Origin of the sequence: Methylobacterium sp. Leaf99, assembly GCF_001422375.1 — a bacterium.
GTDB lineage: Bacteria > Pseudomonadota > Alphaproteobacteria > Rhizobiales > Beijerinckiaceae > Methylobacterium.
Map to the genome: position 1 here is coordinate 577,912 of NZ_LMMU01000001.1, position 18,041 is coordinate 595,952.

Here is an 18,041-nt window from a genome sequence, read left to right on the forward strand (position 1 = left end):
GGCGCAGAACGGCCGTGCGCCCCTGGACGTTGGAGGGGTGACACGCAACGATCGGACCGGGGAAAACCCGATCTGACACCAAGCGCGGGAGACAAACGCCATGAGCCCACCCGTCGTCGTCGCCGTCGCGATCACCGGCTCCGTGCCGCGCAAGGCCGACAACCCGGCTTTGCCCGTCACGGTGGCCGAGCAGATCGAATCGACCCACGCCGCCTACGAGGCCGGCGCGACGTTGGCCCATATCCACGTCCGCAACGACGACGAGAGTCCGTCCTCCGATCCCGACCGGTTCGCCGCCGTGCAGGCGGGCCTGCGCACGCACTGCCCGGGCATGATCGTGCAGTTCTCCACCGGCGGGCGCGGGCGCGATCCGGCGAGCCGCGGCCTGTCGCTCCGGCACGCGCCGGACATGGCTTCCCTGTCGACGGGGTCGGTCAACTTCCCCACCATCGTGTACGAGAACCACGCCACCCTGGTGCAGGATCTCGCCGCACAGATGCAGCGCGTCGGCACGCGGCCCGAGATCGAGATCTTCGACCTCTCGCACCTGCACGGCGCCCGGCGCCTCGTAGAGGCCGGGCTGATGGACGACCGGCCCCACGTCCAGTTCGTCCTCGGCGTGCACAACGCCATGCCGGCCGAGGAACACCTCCTCGACCTCCTGCTCGCCGAATTGCGGCGCGTGCTGCCGAGGGCGACGTGGACGGCGGCCGGCATCGGCCGCCATCAGGCGCCGGTGATGGACTGGGCCCTGGCCCGCGGCGCCGACGCCGTCCGCACCGGGCTCGAGGACAACATCCGCATCACGAGAACCCGGCTCGCCGCGAGCAACGCCGAACTGGTGGGCCTCGCCGTGGCGGCGGTCGCGGGGCACGGCCGGCGGGTCGCCACGCCCGCCGAGGCCCGCGCCGTACTGGGGCTGGCCGGCTGATCCGGCCCCCGGTCAGGCGGGATTGGGCCCCGGCGTGCCGCAGGCGTAGCAGAACCGCTCGAAGGTGCTCTTGCGATGCTCGCAGGAAGGGCAGCGCTCGAAGACGCCGATGCCGCAATGGGGGCAGTAATTCGCCGCCGGGTTGGCGAGGTCGATGGGCCGCTCGCAGCCGGGACAGACCTTCTTCGCCAGGCGCTGCAGGGCCTGGTCCGTGGCGATCTCCGTCCGGCGTTCCGCGTCGGGCCGCGCCTCGGCCGCCTTCTGCCGTTCGTTGTAGGCGTGGAGCGCATTGATCGCCCCGCGCCCGACGAAGAACGTCGCGAGGACGCCGACGCCGTAATGCACGTAGCCGCCGTAGCTCGGCAGGTAGGGCACCAGCTCGACGAAGAACGCGAAGGCCGCGGCGAAGGCGAAGCCCCAGACGAAGGGCCAGTTGCGGGTGTGCCGGCGCTTCGCCAGCAGCCATCCGGCGAGCGCCAGGAGCGGCAGGGTGAGGGCGAGGCGGTAGCCGAAGACCCGCAATTCCTGGCCGGCCTCGGCCGCGTCGAGCTTCTGCTGGCCCGCCGCCCGCAGCTCCGCCTCGATGCCGTCCTGCGCGCTCTCGCGTTCGGAGAGGTCCAGGCCGGACCGGCTCAGCCCTTCGAGGCGCTCCTCCACCGCGCGCTCCGCCGCCTTCAGGGCGTCGAGCCCCTCCGTGCGGGCGACGAGGGCCGGGTCCTGATCGACGCGCTGGGTGGCGTCCCGAGTCTTGAGCCAGTTCGCGAAGGTCTCCCGCGCCGCTTCGGAGGCGGAGCGCGCCGCGTCGAGGGCGAGCTGCGCCTGCTCGGCCTGGCGCCGGACGTCGTCCTGCTCCCGGCGGATCCGCTTCAGGGCGTCGGTGGATGCCTGCGCCGCGTCCTTGTCGAGGAACTGCGCGAGGGTGAAGCGATGCTCGACCTGCGGCAGGTCCCCGACGACGAGGGCGCCGAGGCCGATGAGGAACACCGCGAAGGCGAGGGCCACGAGCCAGAGGACGAAATTGAACCACCGCTCGGACAGTCTCGAACTGGATCGCAACGGCTTATCCCCCAGACGTGAACCGGGGCGATTCCGACCCGATCGGCGCCTCGACCGGAAACCCGTATCAGGTTCCGGCGCCGAGCCGTCCGAAGATTGCACGATCCGGTCCCCGACCGGTCGGATTGTTAACGCGCCTTTCAATCCTCGGGCCTCCCATGGAACCGGGCGACTCGGATACGCTTCGAGCCCGGACAAGGTGGAACCGGACACGCATGTTCGAGAGATTGCGGATTCCGCTGACGGTCGTGAACGGCGTGCAGCTCGGTCTCGTGGCCGGTCTGGCCTGCGCCGGCGCATGGCTGGCCCTGCCCGAGGGCCGGCCGGCCCTGGAGGCGGCCGAGACGGCGCGAACCGCGGCCCGCAACCTCGCCGGAGCCATCGACCAGGGCCTCAAGGCCATCGAGACCGACGCCCGTTCGGCGGCCCTTCTGCTGCAGGCCCACGAGGCGGCGCCGGACGAGGCGCGCCGTACCGATCTCCTGCGCCGCTGGCTCGGCCTGCATCCGGCCTACGCCGACGCCATGCTGGTGGGGTCCGACGGGACCGTGCGGGTGGCCGGCGGCGGCACCCCGCTCGGACAAGCCTGGTTCCGCCGGGCGCGCGGGGCCGAGACCGCCATCGCGACGGAGGGCGGCACCGTCCATCTCAGCGTCGCCCTGGGCGGCGAGCACCTCGTCCTGCGGGTCGGCCCTGCCTGGTTCGAAGAGCTCGAAGCCCGCGTGCGCGGCGGCCTGGCGGCCCCGGCACCTGCCCTCGCCCTCGGCGTCACCGGCGCCGACGGCGTCCTGCTCGCCGGTGTCACGCCGCCGCGTCCGCTGCCGGAGACCGCCGTCGAGGCCACGGTGCAGACCGGCGGCTCGCGCGATCTGGCGAGCGCGGGCTGGGCGGTGACCTCGGTGATGGCGGTTCCCGCAGGGGGGTTCCGCCGGCCCGACCGCAATTTCGCCCTCCTCGTCCTCGCCATGATGGTCGGCGGCGCCGGACTGGGATACGCCGCCGCCGCCCGGCCGGCCCGCCGCCTGCGCCGCCTCGCGCGGCCCCTCGAGACCGACCACGGGGCGACGGGCGCCGCGCCCATCGCCGAGATCGACGCCCTCGAACGGGCCCGGGGCTCCGCCGGACCGGGCGAGGATCGCGGCCTCCGGGAGGCCCGCACGGGGCTCGGCCGGGTCCGGGCACGCCTGCGCACCTTCGAGGCCATGTCGGGCTGGACCCTGTGGGAGGTCGACCCCGCGACCCGGCAGGTCATCTGGACCGACCCCGGCCGCGAAGCCGCCTTCAGCGGCGACCGCTCCATCGAATTGAACGAGCTCATCGACGGCATCCTGCCGGCCGACCGATCCCTGATGCGGCTGACCATGGAGGCCGCCATGGCCGAGGACGGCCCGCACGACGTGATCCTGCGCACCGTCCGCGCTGCGCCCGAGGGCGGCGAGCGCCGCCTGCTCGTGCGGTTCCGGCGCGGCGAGGCCCGCGACGAAGGCGGCGTGCGCCTGCTCGCCCTCAGCCGCGAGATGGGCGAGGGCGACGAGCCCACCGTCGCCGTCAACGAGCGCCGCCGCGACGGCACCCTGCGGCGGGTCACCGACGGCATCGTGCACGACGTCAACAACGCCCTCACCGTGGTGACCGCCAACCTCGGCATCCTGAAGCGGCGCCATGCCCTCGGCCCGGCCGAGGCGCGGCTGGTGGATGCCGCCCTGGCCGGGGCCGCACGCGGCGCCGGCCTGACCCGCCGCATGGCCGGCCTCGTCCGCACCGACACCCACAGCCTCGCGGAAGCCGACCTCGCAGCCACCGTGGCCGCGTTCCTCCCGTTCCTGCAGTCGCAGGTGCTGGGGGACATGCCGGTGATGAACCGGCTGCCGGCCGATCTGCCCGCCGTGCGCTGCGGCGAGGCGACGATCGAGGTCCTCCTCCTCAACCTCGGCTTCCACTTCCGCGATGGCGGCTTCGACGGCTTCGCCGTGGCGGGCAGCGCCCACGAGGCCGGCCCGGAGATCCCTCCGGGCCTCGCCGCCGGCCCCCATGTGCGGCTCGTCCTGGCGAGCGGCCGGCCGGCACGGGCACGGGCTATGCCGCATGCTTTCCCCGGCACGACGCCCGCCGGGGTCCCCCCCCTCGACGCCGTCGCCGAACTCGTGGAAGCCGTCGGCGGCCGCCTCGCGATCGAGTCGGACGGAACCGGTACGCAGCCCTTCCTCGCCGAGATCTGGCTTCCGGCCGAACCGCCCCGCGCCGCGTCCGCCGAAGCGACGCCGGCGCAGGGAAGGCCCGCTTGCGTGCCCATTACGGTGCGTCCCCTGCGCATCCTCCTCGTCGAGAGCGACAGCCTCGTGCGCGCCTGCCTGTCCGAGATCCTGGCCGATCTCGGCCACACCGTGGTCCAGGCCGCCTCAGGGAGCCACGCCCTCGAGGCACTCGCGGGCGAGGGCGCCTTCGACGCGATGATCACCGACTACGCCATGCCGGTGATGTCCGGCCTTCAGCTCGCCGCCGCGGTGGTGGAGCACCATCCGGCGGTGCGGGTGATCATCGCCGGTCCGCACGGCCACCTGCCCCGGACCGCCGGCCGGTTCACGCAGCTGGACAAGCCGTTCCATCCCGAAGACCTCGCCGCGATGCTGGCGACCATCGCCGCCGCCCCCATGGCCCGCGCCGCCTGAACCGGGGCGGGGTCGGGTCACGCCGGATCGCATGCGGACGGCCAAGGATCAGGCGGCAAGGATCAGGCGGCAAGAATCGGGGCGGCGGGAACCGGACCGGTGTCTCACGGCGGCACAGACAACGCCCCGGAATACTGTTCGTTACGGACGAATATTAACCTTCATCGATCATGAATCTGTGCGTGCGGCTCTCAAGGATCTGAGCCCAAGTTTTTGCAAGCACAGAGCGAGCCTCGATCCATGCATCGCCTGAAGGCCACGACCGTCCTCGGCATCCTCGTCGCGTTTCCGACGAGCGCCGCCTCCGCCGATCTGCCCAATCCCCGCACCACCAGCACCGAATGGTACACGGGGGCCGAGGCGCAGGGCATCGACGACAGCTGGCGCGTCGCCGTGGACGGCTCCACCAGCGTCACCTCCAACAGCTCTGCCTTCGGCTCGGTGACCGGGACCATCGCGGCCGCCGGCACCCTGACCCAGAGCGGTCCGCGCGTGCGCATCGACGGCACGGCGGGCACCTACTCCTATCCCGGCCAGGGCGTCGCCCAGCGGGTCACCGGCTACCAGCAGGAGGGCGCGGGCCTCATCGGCTACGAGTGGATCTGGGCCGATGCGGCCCTGGCCGGCTATCTCGGCTTCAACGTCCGCAGCAACCAGCTCTCCATCGCCGATCCGGGCAACCCCGTCGTCGGCACCGGCGTCGGCCTCAAGGTCGCGGCCAACTTCTACGCGACGCCCACGGACCGGACCATGGTCTCGGCCTACGGCTCGTACTCGACCAAGTTCAACGCCTACTACTCGCGCGTGCGGGCCGGATACATGGTCGCCGACGGCGTCTATCTCGGCCCCGAGGCGCTGTTCCTCGGCGACGACTTCTTCCGCCAGTACCGCATCGGCGCGCACCTCACCGGCCTCCGCTTCGGTCCCGTGGCCATGTCGGTGGCGGCGGGCTTCGTCCAGGACCGCATCCAGGGCAGCGGGTACTATTCGAGCCTCGAGGCCCGCATGCAGTTCTAGGGTGGTCTCCGACGAAGCGGATACCGGTTCGTCGCGACAGAGCACCACTAAAAGGATTGGCGGCGTGATCCGATCCAACCGGATCGGGCGCGGCTCCGGGAGCGGCGCGCGGAGGATGCCGGCGCTCTCGACTGGGCGCGACATTCGACCACAGGCTCGACCGCCGCCGCATCGGGAGGACGAAGCCCGCCAGCCGAGTGCGTCATCCCCCACGGCACCGCCGGTCCCGCGAGGACGATAATCCTTCTTATGAAGTCATGTGCAGTTGCACTTCGGTTCTCATTCCTTGGGAAGCCCCGAAGCGCAATCGTCGACAGCAATACATCTGGCTCGCGCAAACAGATCACGCAAATCACGTCCCTACCATCGTGGCGATTTCGCCCCTGCCGGGCGTCTCCGGCGAACCGCACCGCCTACAGATCTTCTTTTGTGCGCTGCGATCACATCTCGGCGCGTCGTCGCCCGAGTCTGACGCTTGCGCCGCGCATAGCTTCCCCCCGCCTCCGGGGACGTAAACAAGCCTCGATTAACGGCTTCTCTTGCTTCTTTGGAAAGAACCCGGGGCCATAACGGAACCCGGAGCCGACCCCGTGTGCGGTGGGCAACGAAGGAGCACGGCATTGAGGATCGGGGTCCGGTGGCTGACATGGATCGTCGCGACCGTGTCCGGTCTCGTCCTGCTCGGCCAACCCGTGGCCGCCCAGAACCAGCTCGCCATGAGTCTCGCCGCGATGCTGGCGATGATCGTGCTGTGGGTGTTCTTCGACGGCCCGCGGGCGCGCTTCGTCTTCCTGGCGCTCGGCTCCCTGGTGGTCCTGCGCTACGTCCTGTGGCGGGTGACGAACACGCTGCCATCCCCGGGTGATCCCGTCGGCTTCGGCTTCGGCCTCGTGCTGCTGCTCGGCGAACTCTACTGCGTCTTCATCCTCTTCGTCAGCCTCATCATCAACGCCGACCCCCTCAAGCGGCCCGCGCCCGCCCTGCCGCCGGCGGCGGAGCTGCCCGAGGTCGACGTGTTCGTGCCGACCTACAACGAGGACGAGGGCATCCTCGCCATGACCCTCGCGGCCGCGCGGCAGATGGACTATCCGGCGGACAAGCTCATCGTCTGGCTCCTCGACGACGGCGGCACCGACCAGAAATGCGCCGATGCCGACCCCGCCAAGGCCGCGGCGGCGCGCCAGCGCCGCATCGACCTGCAGCGGCTCTGCGGCGACCTCGGCTGCCACTACCTCACCCGCGAGCGCAACGAGCACGCCAAGGCGGGCAACCTCAACAACGGCCTCGCCCATGCGCGCGGCGACGTCGTCGTCGTGTTCGACGCCGACCACGTCCCGTTCCGCTCGTTCCTCACGGAGACGATCGGGCACTTCGCGCAGGACCCGAGGCTGTTCCTGGTCCAGACGCCGCACGCCTTCCTGAATCCCGACCCCATCGAGCGGAACCTGCGCACCTTCGACCGGATGCCGTCGGAGAACGAGATGTTCTACTCGGTGACCCAGCGCGGCCTCGACAAGTGGAACGGCTCGTTCTTCTGCGGGTCGGCGGCCCTCCTGCGGCGCACGGCCCTCGACGAGGCTGGCGGCTTCTCCGGCATCACCATCACGGAGGATTGCGAGACGGCGTTCGAGCTGCATTCGCGCGGCTGGACCAGCGTCTACGTCGACACGCCCCTCATCGCCGGCCTCCAGCCCGACACGCTCACCGACTTCATCGGTCAGCGCTCGCGGTGGTGCCAGGGCATGTTCCAGATCATGATCCTGAAGAACCCGCTGTTCCAGAAGGGTCTCAAGCCGATCCAGAAGGTCGCCTACCTGTCGAGCATGACGTTCTGGTTCTTCCCGGTGCCGCGGCTGATCTTCATGTTCGCGCCCCTGCTGCACATCTTCTTCGACCTGAAGATCTTCGTCGCCAGCGTCGACGAGTCCATCGCCTACACGGCGACCTACATCGTCATCAACCTGATGCTGCAGAACTACGTCTACGGAAAATTCCGCTGGCCCTTCGTCTCGGAACTGTATGAGTACATCCAGGGGCTGTTCCTGGCCAAAGCCATTGTCTCCGTCGCGATCTCGCCCCGCAAACCGACCTTCAACGTCACCAACAAGGGCGCGACCCTCGACCACGACCACCTCTCGGCCCTGGCCGGCCCGTTCGTCGCGGTCTACCTGCTGCTCCTCGCCGGCTGCGGGGTCGCCGCCTATCGCTACCTGTTCGAGCCCGGCGTCACCAACCTGATGCTGGTGGTGGGCCTGTGGACCTTCTTCAACCTGATCACGGCGGGCGCGGCCTTGGGCGTCTGCGCCGAGCGCAAGGTGACGGAGCGGACGCCGTCCCTGCCCATCGACCGCCAGGGCGCCCTGACCCTCGGCGGCCGCGTCACCGACGTGACGGTGGAGCGCGTCTCGGCCGAGGCCTGCACCGTGCGGCTGAACGCGGCCTTCCTCGCCCCCGGCATGGGGCTGACGCCCCTGCCCGGCAACCTGTCCGTGGTGCCGGTGGCGGGGGCACGGGCGGCGGGTCCCCTCCCCGTCACCCTCCTGGGCGTCGAGCGCACCCGCGACGAGGCGGTCTGCCACCTCGGCTTTCCCAACCTGACCACCCAGGACTACGTCGCCCTGTCGAGCCTGATGTACGGCGAGGCCGAGGCCATGCGCCGGTTCCAGCTGCGCCGGCGCCGGCACAAGGACCTGTTCACCGGCACGCTGCAATTCGTCTGGTGGGGCCTGGTCGAGCCGGTGCGGGCCCTGCGCTACGCCTTCCTGCCGAAACCCGTCCCCGCGCCGGCGACGGCGGAACGGCCGGCCGCTCCGTCTCGACCCGGCGAGACCCCGCGGCTCGCCTTCGCGCCGTCCCGGCCCGATCCCACGAGGCCCGACCCGACGCGGCCAGACCCGGACCCGTTCGGCCCGGCCCCGAATCCGGCGGGACCGGCACCGATCCGGCCCGCGCCCGCCGCCGCGCAGGATGAGGGAGCCGGCGAGTGGGTGCGTCTCATGCTCGAATTCGAGAACGAGCGTCGGCTCTCGGGCGGGCGTGCCGATCGTCGCCGGCCGGCGGTCTCCTGATGCGCACGACCTCGCCGAGCCCGAACTCGCCGACCCCCGCCGTAACGGGCGCGACCGGCCGCCCCGGCGTCCGGAGGCTCGCGGCCGCCGGCCTCTGCGCCGTCGGGCTCGCCGGCGCGGCGCAGGCGCAGACGTTCCTCGGCGGGCGGCCGTCCGACCGGTTCGGGGGTCCGCCGAGCGTCGAGACGCAGCGCCCGGTCACCGCCCCATCGCCCGTGGCGCCGGGCGAGCCGACCCAGGGCCGGGTCAACGAGGGCGGGTCGAGCCTCGCATCGGCGCGGCGGCTGCCCTCGGGCACGCGCGGCATGCGCCTCTCCGGCGAGTTCGACAGCCTGCAATACCCGGTGTTCCTCACCGCCGGGCAGGCCCGCGGCCCGGCCCGGATGCGGGTCTCCTACCTGTCGGCGATCTCGGTGGCGCCGGAATCCTCCGACCTGTCCGTCACGATCAACGGCGAGAAGGTCGGCTGGACCCGTATCCAGGCGCCGGGTGCCGTGAAGGTGGTGGAGTTCGCCATTCCCGATGGCCGCCTGACGCCGGGCTACAACGCCGTCCGGCTGAGCGTGAGCCAGCGCCACCGCGTCGACTGCTCGGTGGGCGCGACCTACGAATTGTGGACCCAGATCGATCCGTCGCGCACGGGGCTCGTCGTCCCGCCCGCCGGTCAGGACCTCGACCTGCGCAATCTCGCGGCCCTCGAACCGGACGAGAGCGGGGCCCTGCCCGTGCGCGTCCTCCTCACGGAGAAGCCGGGCCTGAGGCGCCTGCAGCGCATGATCGGGGCGGTGCAGGCCATCGCCCTGGTCGGACGCCTCGCGCGGCCGTCCGTCGAGTTCGGCGCGCCCCTGGCGGGACGCGCCGGCGTGACCCTCGTGGTCGGCACCGTCGAGGAACTTCGCGGCGTCGAGGGCATCGCCGAGCTCGGCGCGGTCACGGGCCCCAAGCTCGCCCTGCTGCCGGACCGGGGCGAGCGCGCGCCCACCCTCGTGGTCACCGGCGCCAGCGACGGCGACGTGGCCGAGGCGATCCAGACCCTGTCGCGCGTGCGGCCCGCCGAGGACCCGGGTACGGAGGATCTGGCGAAGCTCAACCGGGGGTACGAGGTCCAGGGCGGCGAGACCCTGAGCCTCGACGCCGTCGGCGTCGCGTCGCAGGAATTCAACGGACGCCTCCTGCGCACGCGCTTCGAGCTCCGCATGCCGGCGGATTTCATCCCGGCCGATTACGGCAAGGTGATGCTCCACCTCGCGGGGGCCTCCGCCGCCGGCCTGTCGCCGGAGGCGCGGGTCATCGTCGACGTGAACGGCCGCAACGCCGCCAGCGTGCCCCTCGCCTACGGCAAGGGTGAGCTGTTCGAGGACAGCGCGATCCCCCTGCCCCTCAACCTGTGGCGGCCCGGCCTCAACCAGATCGACATCTCGGCCCAGGTGCCGACGGAGGCCGACCGCACCTGCGACACCCTGAGCCCGGGCTCGACCCAGGCCCGCTTCCTCATGCTCCAGAAGACCCGCATCGTCGTCCCGCGCCTCGCCCGCGGCGTGCGCAATCCGGATCTCGCCGCCGTGAAGGGCGGGGCGATCCCGTTCGTCTCCGCCACCGGCCGGCCCCGGCTCGTCCTGCCGACCCCGGACCGGGATTCGGCCGCCGCCGCGGCGGTGATCGCCGCCCGCCTCGCCATCGCGGCCAAGCGGGTCATCGATTTCGAGGTGACCAGCGACCAGCAGACCGGGCACGGCCCGACCCTGGTGGTCGCGCCCGCCCGCGCCCTCGATCCGGCCACCATCGCCACCGTCGGTCTCGATGCCGACCGCATCCGGCAGGGCTGGGAAGGCCGGGCGGAGTCCGTCGCCGCCCCGGGGCCGGCGGGGGCCGAGGGCATCCTGACCCTCGACCGGCTTCGCCGCAACGTTCCGATCCGCTGCGCCCTGCCCTCCGCCGTGATGCCCCTGCGCCTGGCCGAGGGCGCGGAGGCGCGGGCCCGCGAACGCCGCCCCGTGCCGGCATCGATGCCGATCCCCCAAACGGCGTCCGCCGCCGGCATGCCGCCGGCCGCCGACGAGGACACCACCGGGGCCACCTCCGGGGACCTCGTGGCCAAGTGGGACCAGCGCCTGCGCGGCGGTCCGTCCTCCCTCGACAGCCTCGCCAACGCGGGCGGCGCCGTGTCGGACCGCGCCCGCCAGATCTGGCACGCGGCCCTGGACGGAATCGGCATGGCCCGGGACAAGCCCGTCGAGACCTTCGATTCCCGCGCCTCGCTCATCGTGGCCCAGGGCGCCGGGGCGGCCCTCGATTCGAGCGTCGTCCTGGTGACGGCCCCGAACGCCTGGATCCTGAAGGCGTCGGCGTCCTGCCTCGTCGACCCCCGGGTGTGGACGAACCTCCTCGGCCGCGCCGCCTTCCTCGACGCGGCGGACGGCACCTTCACCATCGATCAGCCCGACACCGTCAGCGTCATCGAGACCCAGTCCCGCAGCCTGTCGAACCTGTGGCTGCTGGCCGCCGCATGGCTGTCCCTCAACCCCGCCGTCTACGTGGCCCTCATGCTCCTGGCGGCCCTGTGCCTCGGCCTGGCGACGGCGGCCCTGGTGCGCGACGTCGGCCGGAGCAACCGATGAATTCGACCGTTCCGCACCGCCTCGCACTCCTCGTCCTCGCGGCGGCCCTCGGCCTGTTGCCCGCGATGGCGCTCGGGCAGACCACGCCGAAGCCGGCGCAGGGCCAGAGGCAGGACCCGGTGGAGGAACCCATGCGTGAGACGGAGACCCGGCGCGAGACGACCCGTCCCGGTCCGTCCGCCAACCCGGCGGTACCGCCCGCCGTCGCGTTGCCCTCCGGCCCGGGAAGCGGGCGCGCAGAGGCGGCGCCGTCCCTGGCGGGCATCCTGGCGGAATCGCCCGGCTGGCCGACCTACCGCGCCCGCTTCGTCACGGCGCAGGGGCGCGTCGTCGATACGGCGAACGGGTCCATCAGCCACAGCGAGGGTCAGGGCTACGGCATGCTGCTGGCGGTGGCCGCCGACGACCGGGCCACATTCGAGCGGATCTGGGGCTGGACCCGCGCCAACCTGATGGTGCGCTCCGACGCCCTGCTGGCCTGGCGCTGGGCGCCCGACCAGCGCCCCGCCGTGGGCGACCTCAACGACGCCACGGACGGCGATCTCCTCGTCGCCTGGGCCCTGACCGAGGCGGCCGAAGCCTGGGGCGAAGGCGCCTACCGGACGGCGGCGCGCCGCATCGCCGTCGAGGTCGGCCGCAAGGCGATGCTGTTCAAGGACCCGCACGGGGCCCTGCTGCTGCCGGCGGTGGCGGGGTTCTCGGCGGCCGACCGCCCGGACGGCCCCCTGGTGAACCTGTCCTACTGGGTGTTCCCGGCCTTCCAGCGCCTCGGTCTCGTCGCGCCGGAATACGACTGGCAGGGCCTGATCCGCAGCGGCCTCGACCTCCTGCGCCAGGCCCGGTTCGGGCCGTCGCGCCTGCCCACGGAATGGATCTCCCTCAAGGCGGAGCCCCGCCCCGCCGACGGCTTTCCGGCGCTGTTCTCCTACAACGCCATCCGGGTGCCGCTCTACCTCGCCTGGGCGGGGATCGGGCGCGAGGCCGACTACGCCCCCTTCGTCACCCTGTGGAGCGGCGCCGCCCAGGATCGCCTGCCCATCGTCGACACGCGCGACGGCCGGGCCGTGGAATGGCTGAGCGAAAAGGGCTACGCTTCCCTGTCCAGCCTCGTGGACTGCGCCGCCGCCGGCAAGGCCGTGCCGGCGGATTTCGAGACCGTGCGCGACAGCGAGAATTACTATCCGACGACCCTGCAGCTCCTCAGCATGGTCGCGGTCCGGATGAGGTACGCATCATGCCTGAAGCGCTAGTGCGTGATGCCGCCAGGGTCGCGAAGGCCTGCTCGGGCCTGCTCCTGGCCGTCGGCTTCGCCGGGGCCGCCGCCGCCCAGACCCCCGCGTCGCGGGGGCAGGTGGTCTACGGCGACGGCGCGCGCGCGCCCGCGATCCTGGCGGCGCCGACCACCGCCGCGACCCCCGGCATGGTCGACGAGAGCGCCCTGCGCTACTACGCGTCCCAGAAGCAGACGGCCCGGATGAAGGCCGAGATCGGGCGCCTCAAGCGCCTCTATCCCGGCTGGACCGAGCCGCAGGACCTCGACACCCTGAAGCCGAGCCCCCCGGAGGAAGCGCCCCTCTGGGACCTGTTCACCGCGGGCCGGTTCGACGACCTGCGCGACGCCATCGCCAACCGGCGCGCCTCGAACCCGGCCTGGCAGCCCTCCGAGGAACTCAACCGCAAGCTGCGTCGGGCCGAGTTCCGCAACCGCGTCACGGCGCTGGGACGGAAGGGCGCGGAGGACGTGGTCGGCCTCTACCGGGACGATCCCGGCGCCCTCGACCCGTCCGATGTCGAGAGCATCTGGACCATCGCCGACGGCCTCGCGGTGATGGGCAGCGGCGAGGAAGCGCAAGGGCTCTACCGCTCGGTGCTGGAGGGCAACGCCGACGCGGGCGCCCGGCGCGCCACGATCCTGAAGGCCATGGCCCACCTCAAGATGGCGCTGGCCGAGGACCTCATCGCCCTCGGCCGCGGCGAGGCCGAGCGCAAGTCGGACGGGAAGCCGGACGGGAAGGCGGAGTTCGACCCCATCCGCCTCGACATCACCCGCGCGCGGATCGCGGCGTTCCTGCACGACGATCCGGCCGAGGAGCCGAAGACCGCGGATCTCGTGGCGTTCCAGGCCTACGCCAAGGCGTCGAACGAGGCCGGCCAGACCGGCCTGCTCGGCTGGTACGGCTACAAGCGGCGCCAGTACCGCGACGCCCTCGACTGGTTCAAGCTCGCCATCAGCCAGGGCGGCGACGCCATGGTGGCGCACGGCCTCGCCCACACCCTGCGGGCGCTCAACCGGATGCGCGATGCCGAGGAGGTCGCCTATGCGTGGCGCGACCGCTTCATCGGCAACGAGATCCTCTACGTCGACCTGCTGGAGCGCCGGCTGACCCAGGCCAACCCGCCCTTCATCGAGCCGGGCCGGATCGAGCGCTACGCCAAGGTCGTCGCCGCCTCAGGCTCGGGCGAGGGCGCCCAGGCCCTCGGCTGGTACGCCTACAATTCCTGCCAGTTCGAGGCCGCCCTCGAGTGGTTCCAGCGCGGCGTCGCCTGGCTTCCGGGCGAGACCACGGTCCTCGGCTACGCCCTGACCCTGCAGCGGCTCAAGCGCCAGCGCGAGTACGTCGAGACCATCAACCGCTACGACGGCCTGTTCCCGAAGGTGGTGGACCTGCTCTTCCGCGAGGATGCCGGCGGCCCGCCCCTGCCGTGCCAAGCCGCGGCCTCCCCCCAGGCCGCCCCGCGACAGGCGGCCCCCGCCGCGACGCCGGCGCCCGAATCCAGTTATGGCCGCGTGCCGAAGCCCGGCGGCCCGGCCGCCGCCGGCACCGCCCTGCCGGCCGCGATCCAGCGCAAGGAGTTTCCGATTCCCGTCGCCCTCGACAATCCCCTGCGCTTTCCCGCCCCTTCGGCGCAGCGCCTCGTGGCCGAGGCCCAGCCCGGCACCTACGTGCCGGACCCGTCGCTCCCCCCGGCGCCCCTCGTCGCCCGGCGCGTGCCCGGCGCCGGGCCGATGCCCTACGAGCGCTACGGCTTCACCCTGCTGCCGAGCTACGGCGGCAGCGACAAGCCCAGCACCCTGCCGCTTCCGCCCGCCGGGACCCTGTGGCGCCAGCAGGAGGCGGAGCGGTCGTCGGTGCCGGGCCGGTCGGTGTCCGAGGACGATCGCTTCGCGGCGCCGGGCCGCGCCTCGGCCCTGGAGGCCGCCGGAGCGAACGCCCAGCGGGGCCTGCCGTGATCCGCCGTTCGCCAGTTCCCCCGGCCGTCGCGGCTTGCCTCGGCGTCCTCGCGGCCCTTCTTGCCGGGGCCGTGGCCCAGGCGGCGCCGGTGCTGCGCCTGCCCGGGGCCGGACGGGTGGTCGCCACCAGCGACACCCCCGTGCGCGACGGCTTCGACCAGCGCATCCAGTTCGGCGGCGGCGCCGGAACCAATGCGGCCAACCTCGGCCTGCGCACCCAGACCGCCGACCTCGTCCTGGCCTTCCCGGCGAACCTGGCGCGGCCGAACCGCGCCGGCATCGACGCCGAGATCGCCGCCCTGTTCCCCGGCCAGGTCCTGCGGGTGCTGGCCGTCCCGCGCCGCAACGCCTACGGCCCCGTCGGCATGGCGGTGGGGGCCGACTGCCTCTACGCCTGGCAATGGATCGACCTGACGCCCGCCATGATGGGGGGGTCCGGCGGCCGGCCGCGGCTGTTCGGGAGCCTGAGCCGGCCCGATCCCGTGGGGGCGGTCTCCCTGCGCATCCGCCTGTGCCGTACCGAGCGGGCGAGCCTGCCCGATCTCATCGCGGCCGTGGAGGGCCTGAGCCTCGATCTCGCCGCGCGGCCCCGGCTGGACGTCCCGGCGCCGATCGTCCGAACCCGCCGGCCGGCCCCGCGCCCCGCGGCCGTGGCCGCACCCCGGCGAAAGGCTCCGGCGACGGCAACGGAGCGGGTCGCGGCACAGCCCGACAGCGCCGCCCCGCCCGAATCGGCGGGCCGGCGCTTCCTCGCGCCGCCGACTTCCAACACCGTCGCGCCGCCCTCCCCCGCTCCGCCGGTGGCGCGTCCGGCCGTGGCTCCGCCCGCGGGCGCACGCTACATCACCGACGTCATCCGCCCCCCCGAGACCCCGGACCGGGCGGTCAGCACCCCCTCGCCCAGTCCCGCCGGCCGGCCGTCGAGCCCCGAGGGCGTCTCGCCGGACCTGCCGATCCAGGCCATCGAACCCGCGCCGCGCAACCGGCGCTGAACGACCCCTGCCACCGGGGCGATCGGCCCGTCGCGGTGGCCCGGCGGGGGGACTTTCGGCGAATGCCCCCTATGTCGGGATCATGAAACGACTCCTGATCGGCACCCTTCGGGCCATCGCCCTCCTGGTCGCCCCCTTGGTGGCCCCCTCGGTCGCCTCCGCCGCGCCGGCGGCCGAGGCGCCGGCCTTCATCCTCGTCGGGCTCGACGGCAAGACCTTCTTCGCCCCCGAGGGCGGCCGGAACGGTCCGAACGGCCACGATGCCATCGGCGTCCTCGACGTGAGCGACGAGGCGCGGCCCCGGCTCGCCCACACCCTGCCCCTCGACAACTCCGTCTACGGACCGCCGACCAACCTGAAGGTCACGCCGGACGGCCGCCTCGGGCTCGTGGCGAGTTCGGTCGTCATGCGCCGGGAGGGCACGGCCTGGTACGCGCAGGCCGACGACCGGCTCCACGTCATCGACCTCGCCGCCGTCCCGCCCCGCCTCGTCGAGACGGTCCGGGTCGGACGCCAGCCCTCCGGCCTCGCCATCGACGGGAGCGGCGGCCGCGCCCTCATCGCCAACCGCGAGGGCCGCAGCGTCACCCTGCTGACCATCGCGGGAACCGTCGTGCGCCCCGTCGCCACCGTCGATGTCGGCGACGAGGCGGCGGCGGTGGCGTTCGCCCCCGACGGGCGGCGGGCCTTCGTCGCCAAGAACAAGGCCGGCCGGATCGGGGTTCTGTCCCTCGACGGCACGGAGATGCGCTACGATCCCGGCCTCGACCTCCCCGTCGGCCCGGGCGTCTACGGCCTCGCCGTCACGCCCGACGGGTCCCTCGCGCTCACGGGCAACACCGGCGCCGAGCCGAGCGACGGCCATGCCGACAGCGTGAGCGTCATCCGCGCCGACGCGGCGCGACCGGTGGTCATCGACCATCTCGGCATCGGCGACACCCCGGAGGCCCTGGCCATCGCCCCCGACGGCCGCCACGCCGCCGTGTCGGTGGTGCGCGGGGCGAGCGCGCCGCACGGCGCCCCGGGCTACACGCCGACGGGCGCCGTGGCGCTGCTCTCCCTCGAATCCGACGGCACGGTCCGGCGCGTGGCGGAGGCGGAGGCCGGGGCGGTGACCCAGGGCATCGTGTTCAGCCCGTCGGGCGCCTACGTCTATATCGGCAACTACGTCGATCGCATCCTCGGGGTCTATCGGGTCACCGGGGATGCCCTCGCCGACACGGGCTACCGGCTCGACCTGCCCGGCCAGCCGGCCTCCCTCGGCGGACGCTAGGCGGCGCGAACGACATGACGCAACCGTCCGACGAAACGCCCCTCACCATCGAGCTCGGCCTCGGCGGCACGATCGTGGTCGGCCCTCACCGGATCTCGGTGTCGGAAGCGGCCGCCGTCCTCGGGGCGATCGCGGAAACGAGTTCGGTCCAGGGCATCGCAACGGGGCTCGGCCTGTCCTACCGGGCGGCCTGGGAGCGGCTGCGGGTGCTCGAGGCCGCGTTCGGGCATCGGCTCGTGCAGAAGACGCGGGGGCATGGCAGCACCCTGACGCCGACCGGCCTGCTCCTGCGCGAGTCCCTGGCCGCCGCGGCGTCCAGCCTCGCCGCACCGCTGGCCCGCGAGGGACGGACCCTCCGGGCGCGCCTCGGTCCCGTCCTGGGCGGCGACGCGCCCCCCCTCGCGATGGTGGCGAGCCACGACCTGCTGCTCATGGAGGTCGGGGCGAACCGGCCCGGTCTCGCCCTCACCGTCGCCGGCAGCGAGGACGCCCTCGCGCGCCTCTCGGACGGGCGCGCCGACGCGGCGGGGTTCCATTGCGGCCCCCTCGATCTCGTCGCCGGGGGACCCGCCTTCGCGGAAATCGCCGGCGATCCGGGCTTCCGGGTCCGCCCCCTGTTCGAGCGCGAACAGGGCTTGATGCTCGGCCCCGGCAACCCCCTCGGCATCCGCGCGGTGGCGGACCTCGCCGGGCGCGGAATCCGCTACGTCAACCGCCAGGGGGGATCGGGAACCCGGGTCTGGTTCGACCGCCTTCTGGAGCAGCACGGCATCCCGGCGGCGAGCATCCGGGGCTACGCCACGGAAGAGTTCACCCACCAGGCCGTCGCCGCCGTCATCGCCTACGGCGCGGCCGATGCCGGACTGGGCGCCCGCGCGGCGGCCGCCCGCTTCGGCCTCGATTTCCTGTCCATCGGCTGGGAGCGCTACTACCTCGCCACCGCCGTCTCCGTGCCGGACGCGGCCTTCGACGACCTCGCGCATGCCCTGGCCGAACGGGCCGGGCGGATGCCGGGTTACCGGCGTGCGACGTCCTGATCCTCCTGCATTTGCGCGCTACCTTGGAGCCAATCCAGGCTGGCGGTGTTGCCCAGGGTACGCGCCGTCGATGGCCGGCCCGTGGCCGATCATCGCCGGTCGGCCCCCCTCGGAGACCCAGATGGGACGTCCCGAAGACCTCGAACTG

The 18,041-nt window shown here is 72.9% G+C and carries 11 protein-coding genes; 10 read left to right on the forward strand and 1 reads right to left on the reverse strand.

Annotation, left to right across the window (positions count from 1 at the left end):
• Positions 1-100 precede the first annotated feature (100 nt).
• Positions 101-931: a 3-keto-5-aminohexanoate cleavage protein gene (locus tag ASF28_RS02740; RefSeq protein WP_056087316.1), complete on the forward strand. Its 831-nt coding sequence runs from the start codon at positions 101-103 to the stop codon at positions 929-931.
• A gap of 12 nt (positions 932-943) precedes the next feature.
• On the opposite strand, the gene ASF28_RS02745 is transcribed toward ASF28_RS02740, so the two are convergent.
• A complete protein-coding gene (locus ASF28_RS02745) occupies positions 944-1,987 on the reverse strand; it encodes a zinc ribbon domain-containing protein (protein WP_056087319.1) in 1,044 nt (347 codons plus the stop codon).
• A gap of 215 nt (positions 1,988-2,202) precedes the next feature.
• On the opposite strand from ASF28_RS02745, the gene ASF28_RS02750 reads away from it, so the two are divergent.
• From ASF28_RS02750 to ASF28_RS02790, 9 genes are all read left to right on the forward strand, one after another.
• Positions 2,203-4,656, forward strand: coding sequence for a response regulator (locus tag ASF28_RS02750; protein ID WP_056087322.1), 2,454 nt, complete (start codon positions 2,203-2,205; stop codon positions 4,654-4,656).
• A 240-nt stretch (positions 4,657-4,896) separates the two neighbouring features.
• Positions 4,897-5,673, forward strand: coding sequence for a cellulose biosynthesis protein BcsS (gene bcsS / locus ASF28_RS02755; RefSeq protein ID WP_056087324.1), 777 nt, complete (start codon positions 4,897-4,899; stop codon positions 5,671-5,673).
• Positions 5,674-6,293: 620 nt separating this feature from the next.
• Positions 6,294-8,741: a UDP-forming cellulose synthase catalytic subunit gene (gene bcsA, locus ASF28_RS02760; protein ID WP_056087327.1), complete on the forward strand. Its 2,448-nt coding sequence runs from the start codon at positions 6,294-6,296 to the stop codon at positions 8,739-8,741.
• A complete protein-coding gene (locus tag ASF28_RS02765) occupies positions 8,741-11,359 on the forward strand; it encodes a cellulose biosynthesis cyclic di-GMP-binding regulatory protein BcsB (RefSeq protein ID WP_056087330.1) in 2,619 nt (872 codons plus the stop codon). Before bcsA ends, ASF28_RS02765 begins: the two co-directional genes overlap by 1 nt.
• Positions 11,356-12,609: a glycosyl hydrolase family 8 gene (locus ASF28_RS02770; protein ID WP_200912636.1), complete on the forward strand. Its 1,254-nt coding sequence runs from the start codon at positions 11,356-11,358 to the stop codon at positions 12,607-12,609. Before ASF28_RS02765 ends, ASF28_RS02770 begins: the two co-directional genes overlap by 4 nt.
• Positions 12,594-14,591, forward strand: a complete 1,998-nt coding sequence (locus ASF28_RS02775) for a hypothetical protein (RefSeq protein ID WP_056087333.1) — start codon at positions 12,594-12,596, stop codon at positions 14,589-14,591. The genes ASF28_RS02770 and ASF28_RS02775 overlap by 16 nt, the downstream gene beginning before the upstream one ends.
• Positions 14,588-15,583: a cellulose biosynthesis protein BcsN gene (bcsN, locus tag ASF28_RS02780; RefSeq protein ID WP_244474868.1), complete on the forward strand. Its 996-nt coding sequence runs from the start codon at positions 14,588-14,590 to the stop codon at positions 15,581-15,583. The genes ASF28_RS02775 and bcsN overlap by 4 nt, the downstream gene beginning before the upstream one ends.
• 82 nt (positions 15,584-15,665) lie before the next feature.
• Entirely contained in the window at positions 15,666-16,856 is a 1,191-nt protein-coding gene (locus ASF28_RS02785; protein ID WP_056087336.1) for a YncE family protein, read from the forward strand.
• Between the two features lie 14 nt (positions 16,857-16,870).
• Entirely contained in the window at positions 16,871-17,893 is a 1,023-nt protein-coding gene (locus tag ASF28_RS02790; protein WP_056087339.1) for a substrate-binding domain-containing protein, read from the forward strand.
• Positions 17,894-18,041: the final 148 nt, after the last annotated feature.

Excerpts from the sequence above, each read along its gene's own strand:
- ASF28_RS02740 (WP_056087316.1), top strand. The coding sequence starts at position 101 with ATGAGCCCACCCGTCGTCGTCGCCGTCGCGATCACCGGCTCCGTGCCG.
- ASF28_RS02750 (WP_056087322.1), top strand. The coding sequence starts at position 2,203 with ATGTTCGAGAGATTGCGGATTCCGCTGACGGTCGTGAACGGCGTGCAG.
- bcsS (WP_056087324.1), top strand. The coding sequence starts at position 4,897 with ATGCATCGCCTGAAGGCCACGACCGTCCTCGGCATCCTCGTCGCGTTT.
- ASF28_RS02765 (WP_056087330.1), top strand. The coding sequence starts at position 8,741 with ATGCGCACGACCTCGCCGAGCCCGAACTCGCCGACCCCCGCCGTAACG.
- ASF28_RS02770 (WP_200912636.1), top strand. The coding sequence starts at position 11,356 with ATGAATTCGACCGTTCCGCACCGCCTCGCACTCCTCGTCCTCGCGGCG.
- ASF28_RS02775 (WP_056087333.1), top strand. The coding sequence starts at position 12,594 with ATGCCTGAAGCGCTAGTGCGTGATGCCGCCAGGGTCGCGAAGGCCTGC.
- ASF28_RS02785 (WP_056087336.1), top strand. The coding sequence starts at position 15,666 with ATGAAACGACTCCTGATCGGCACCCTTCGGGCCATCGCCCTCCTGGTC.
- ASF28_RS02790 (WP_056087339.1), top strand. The coding sequence starts at position 16,871 with ATGACGCAACCGTCCGACGAAACGCCCCTCACCATCGAGCTCGGCCTC.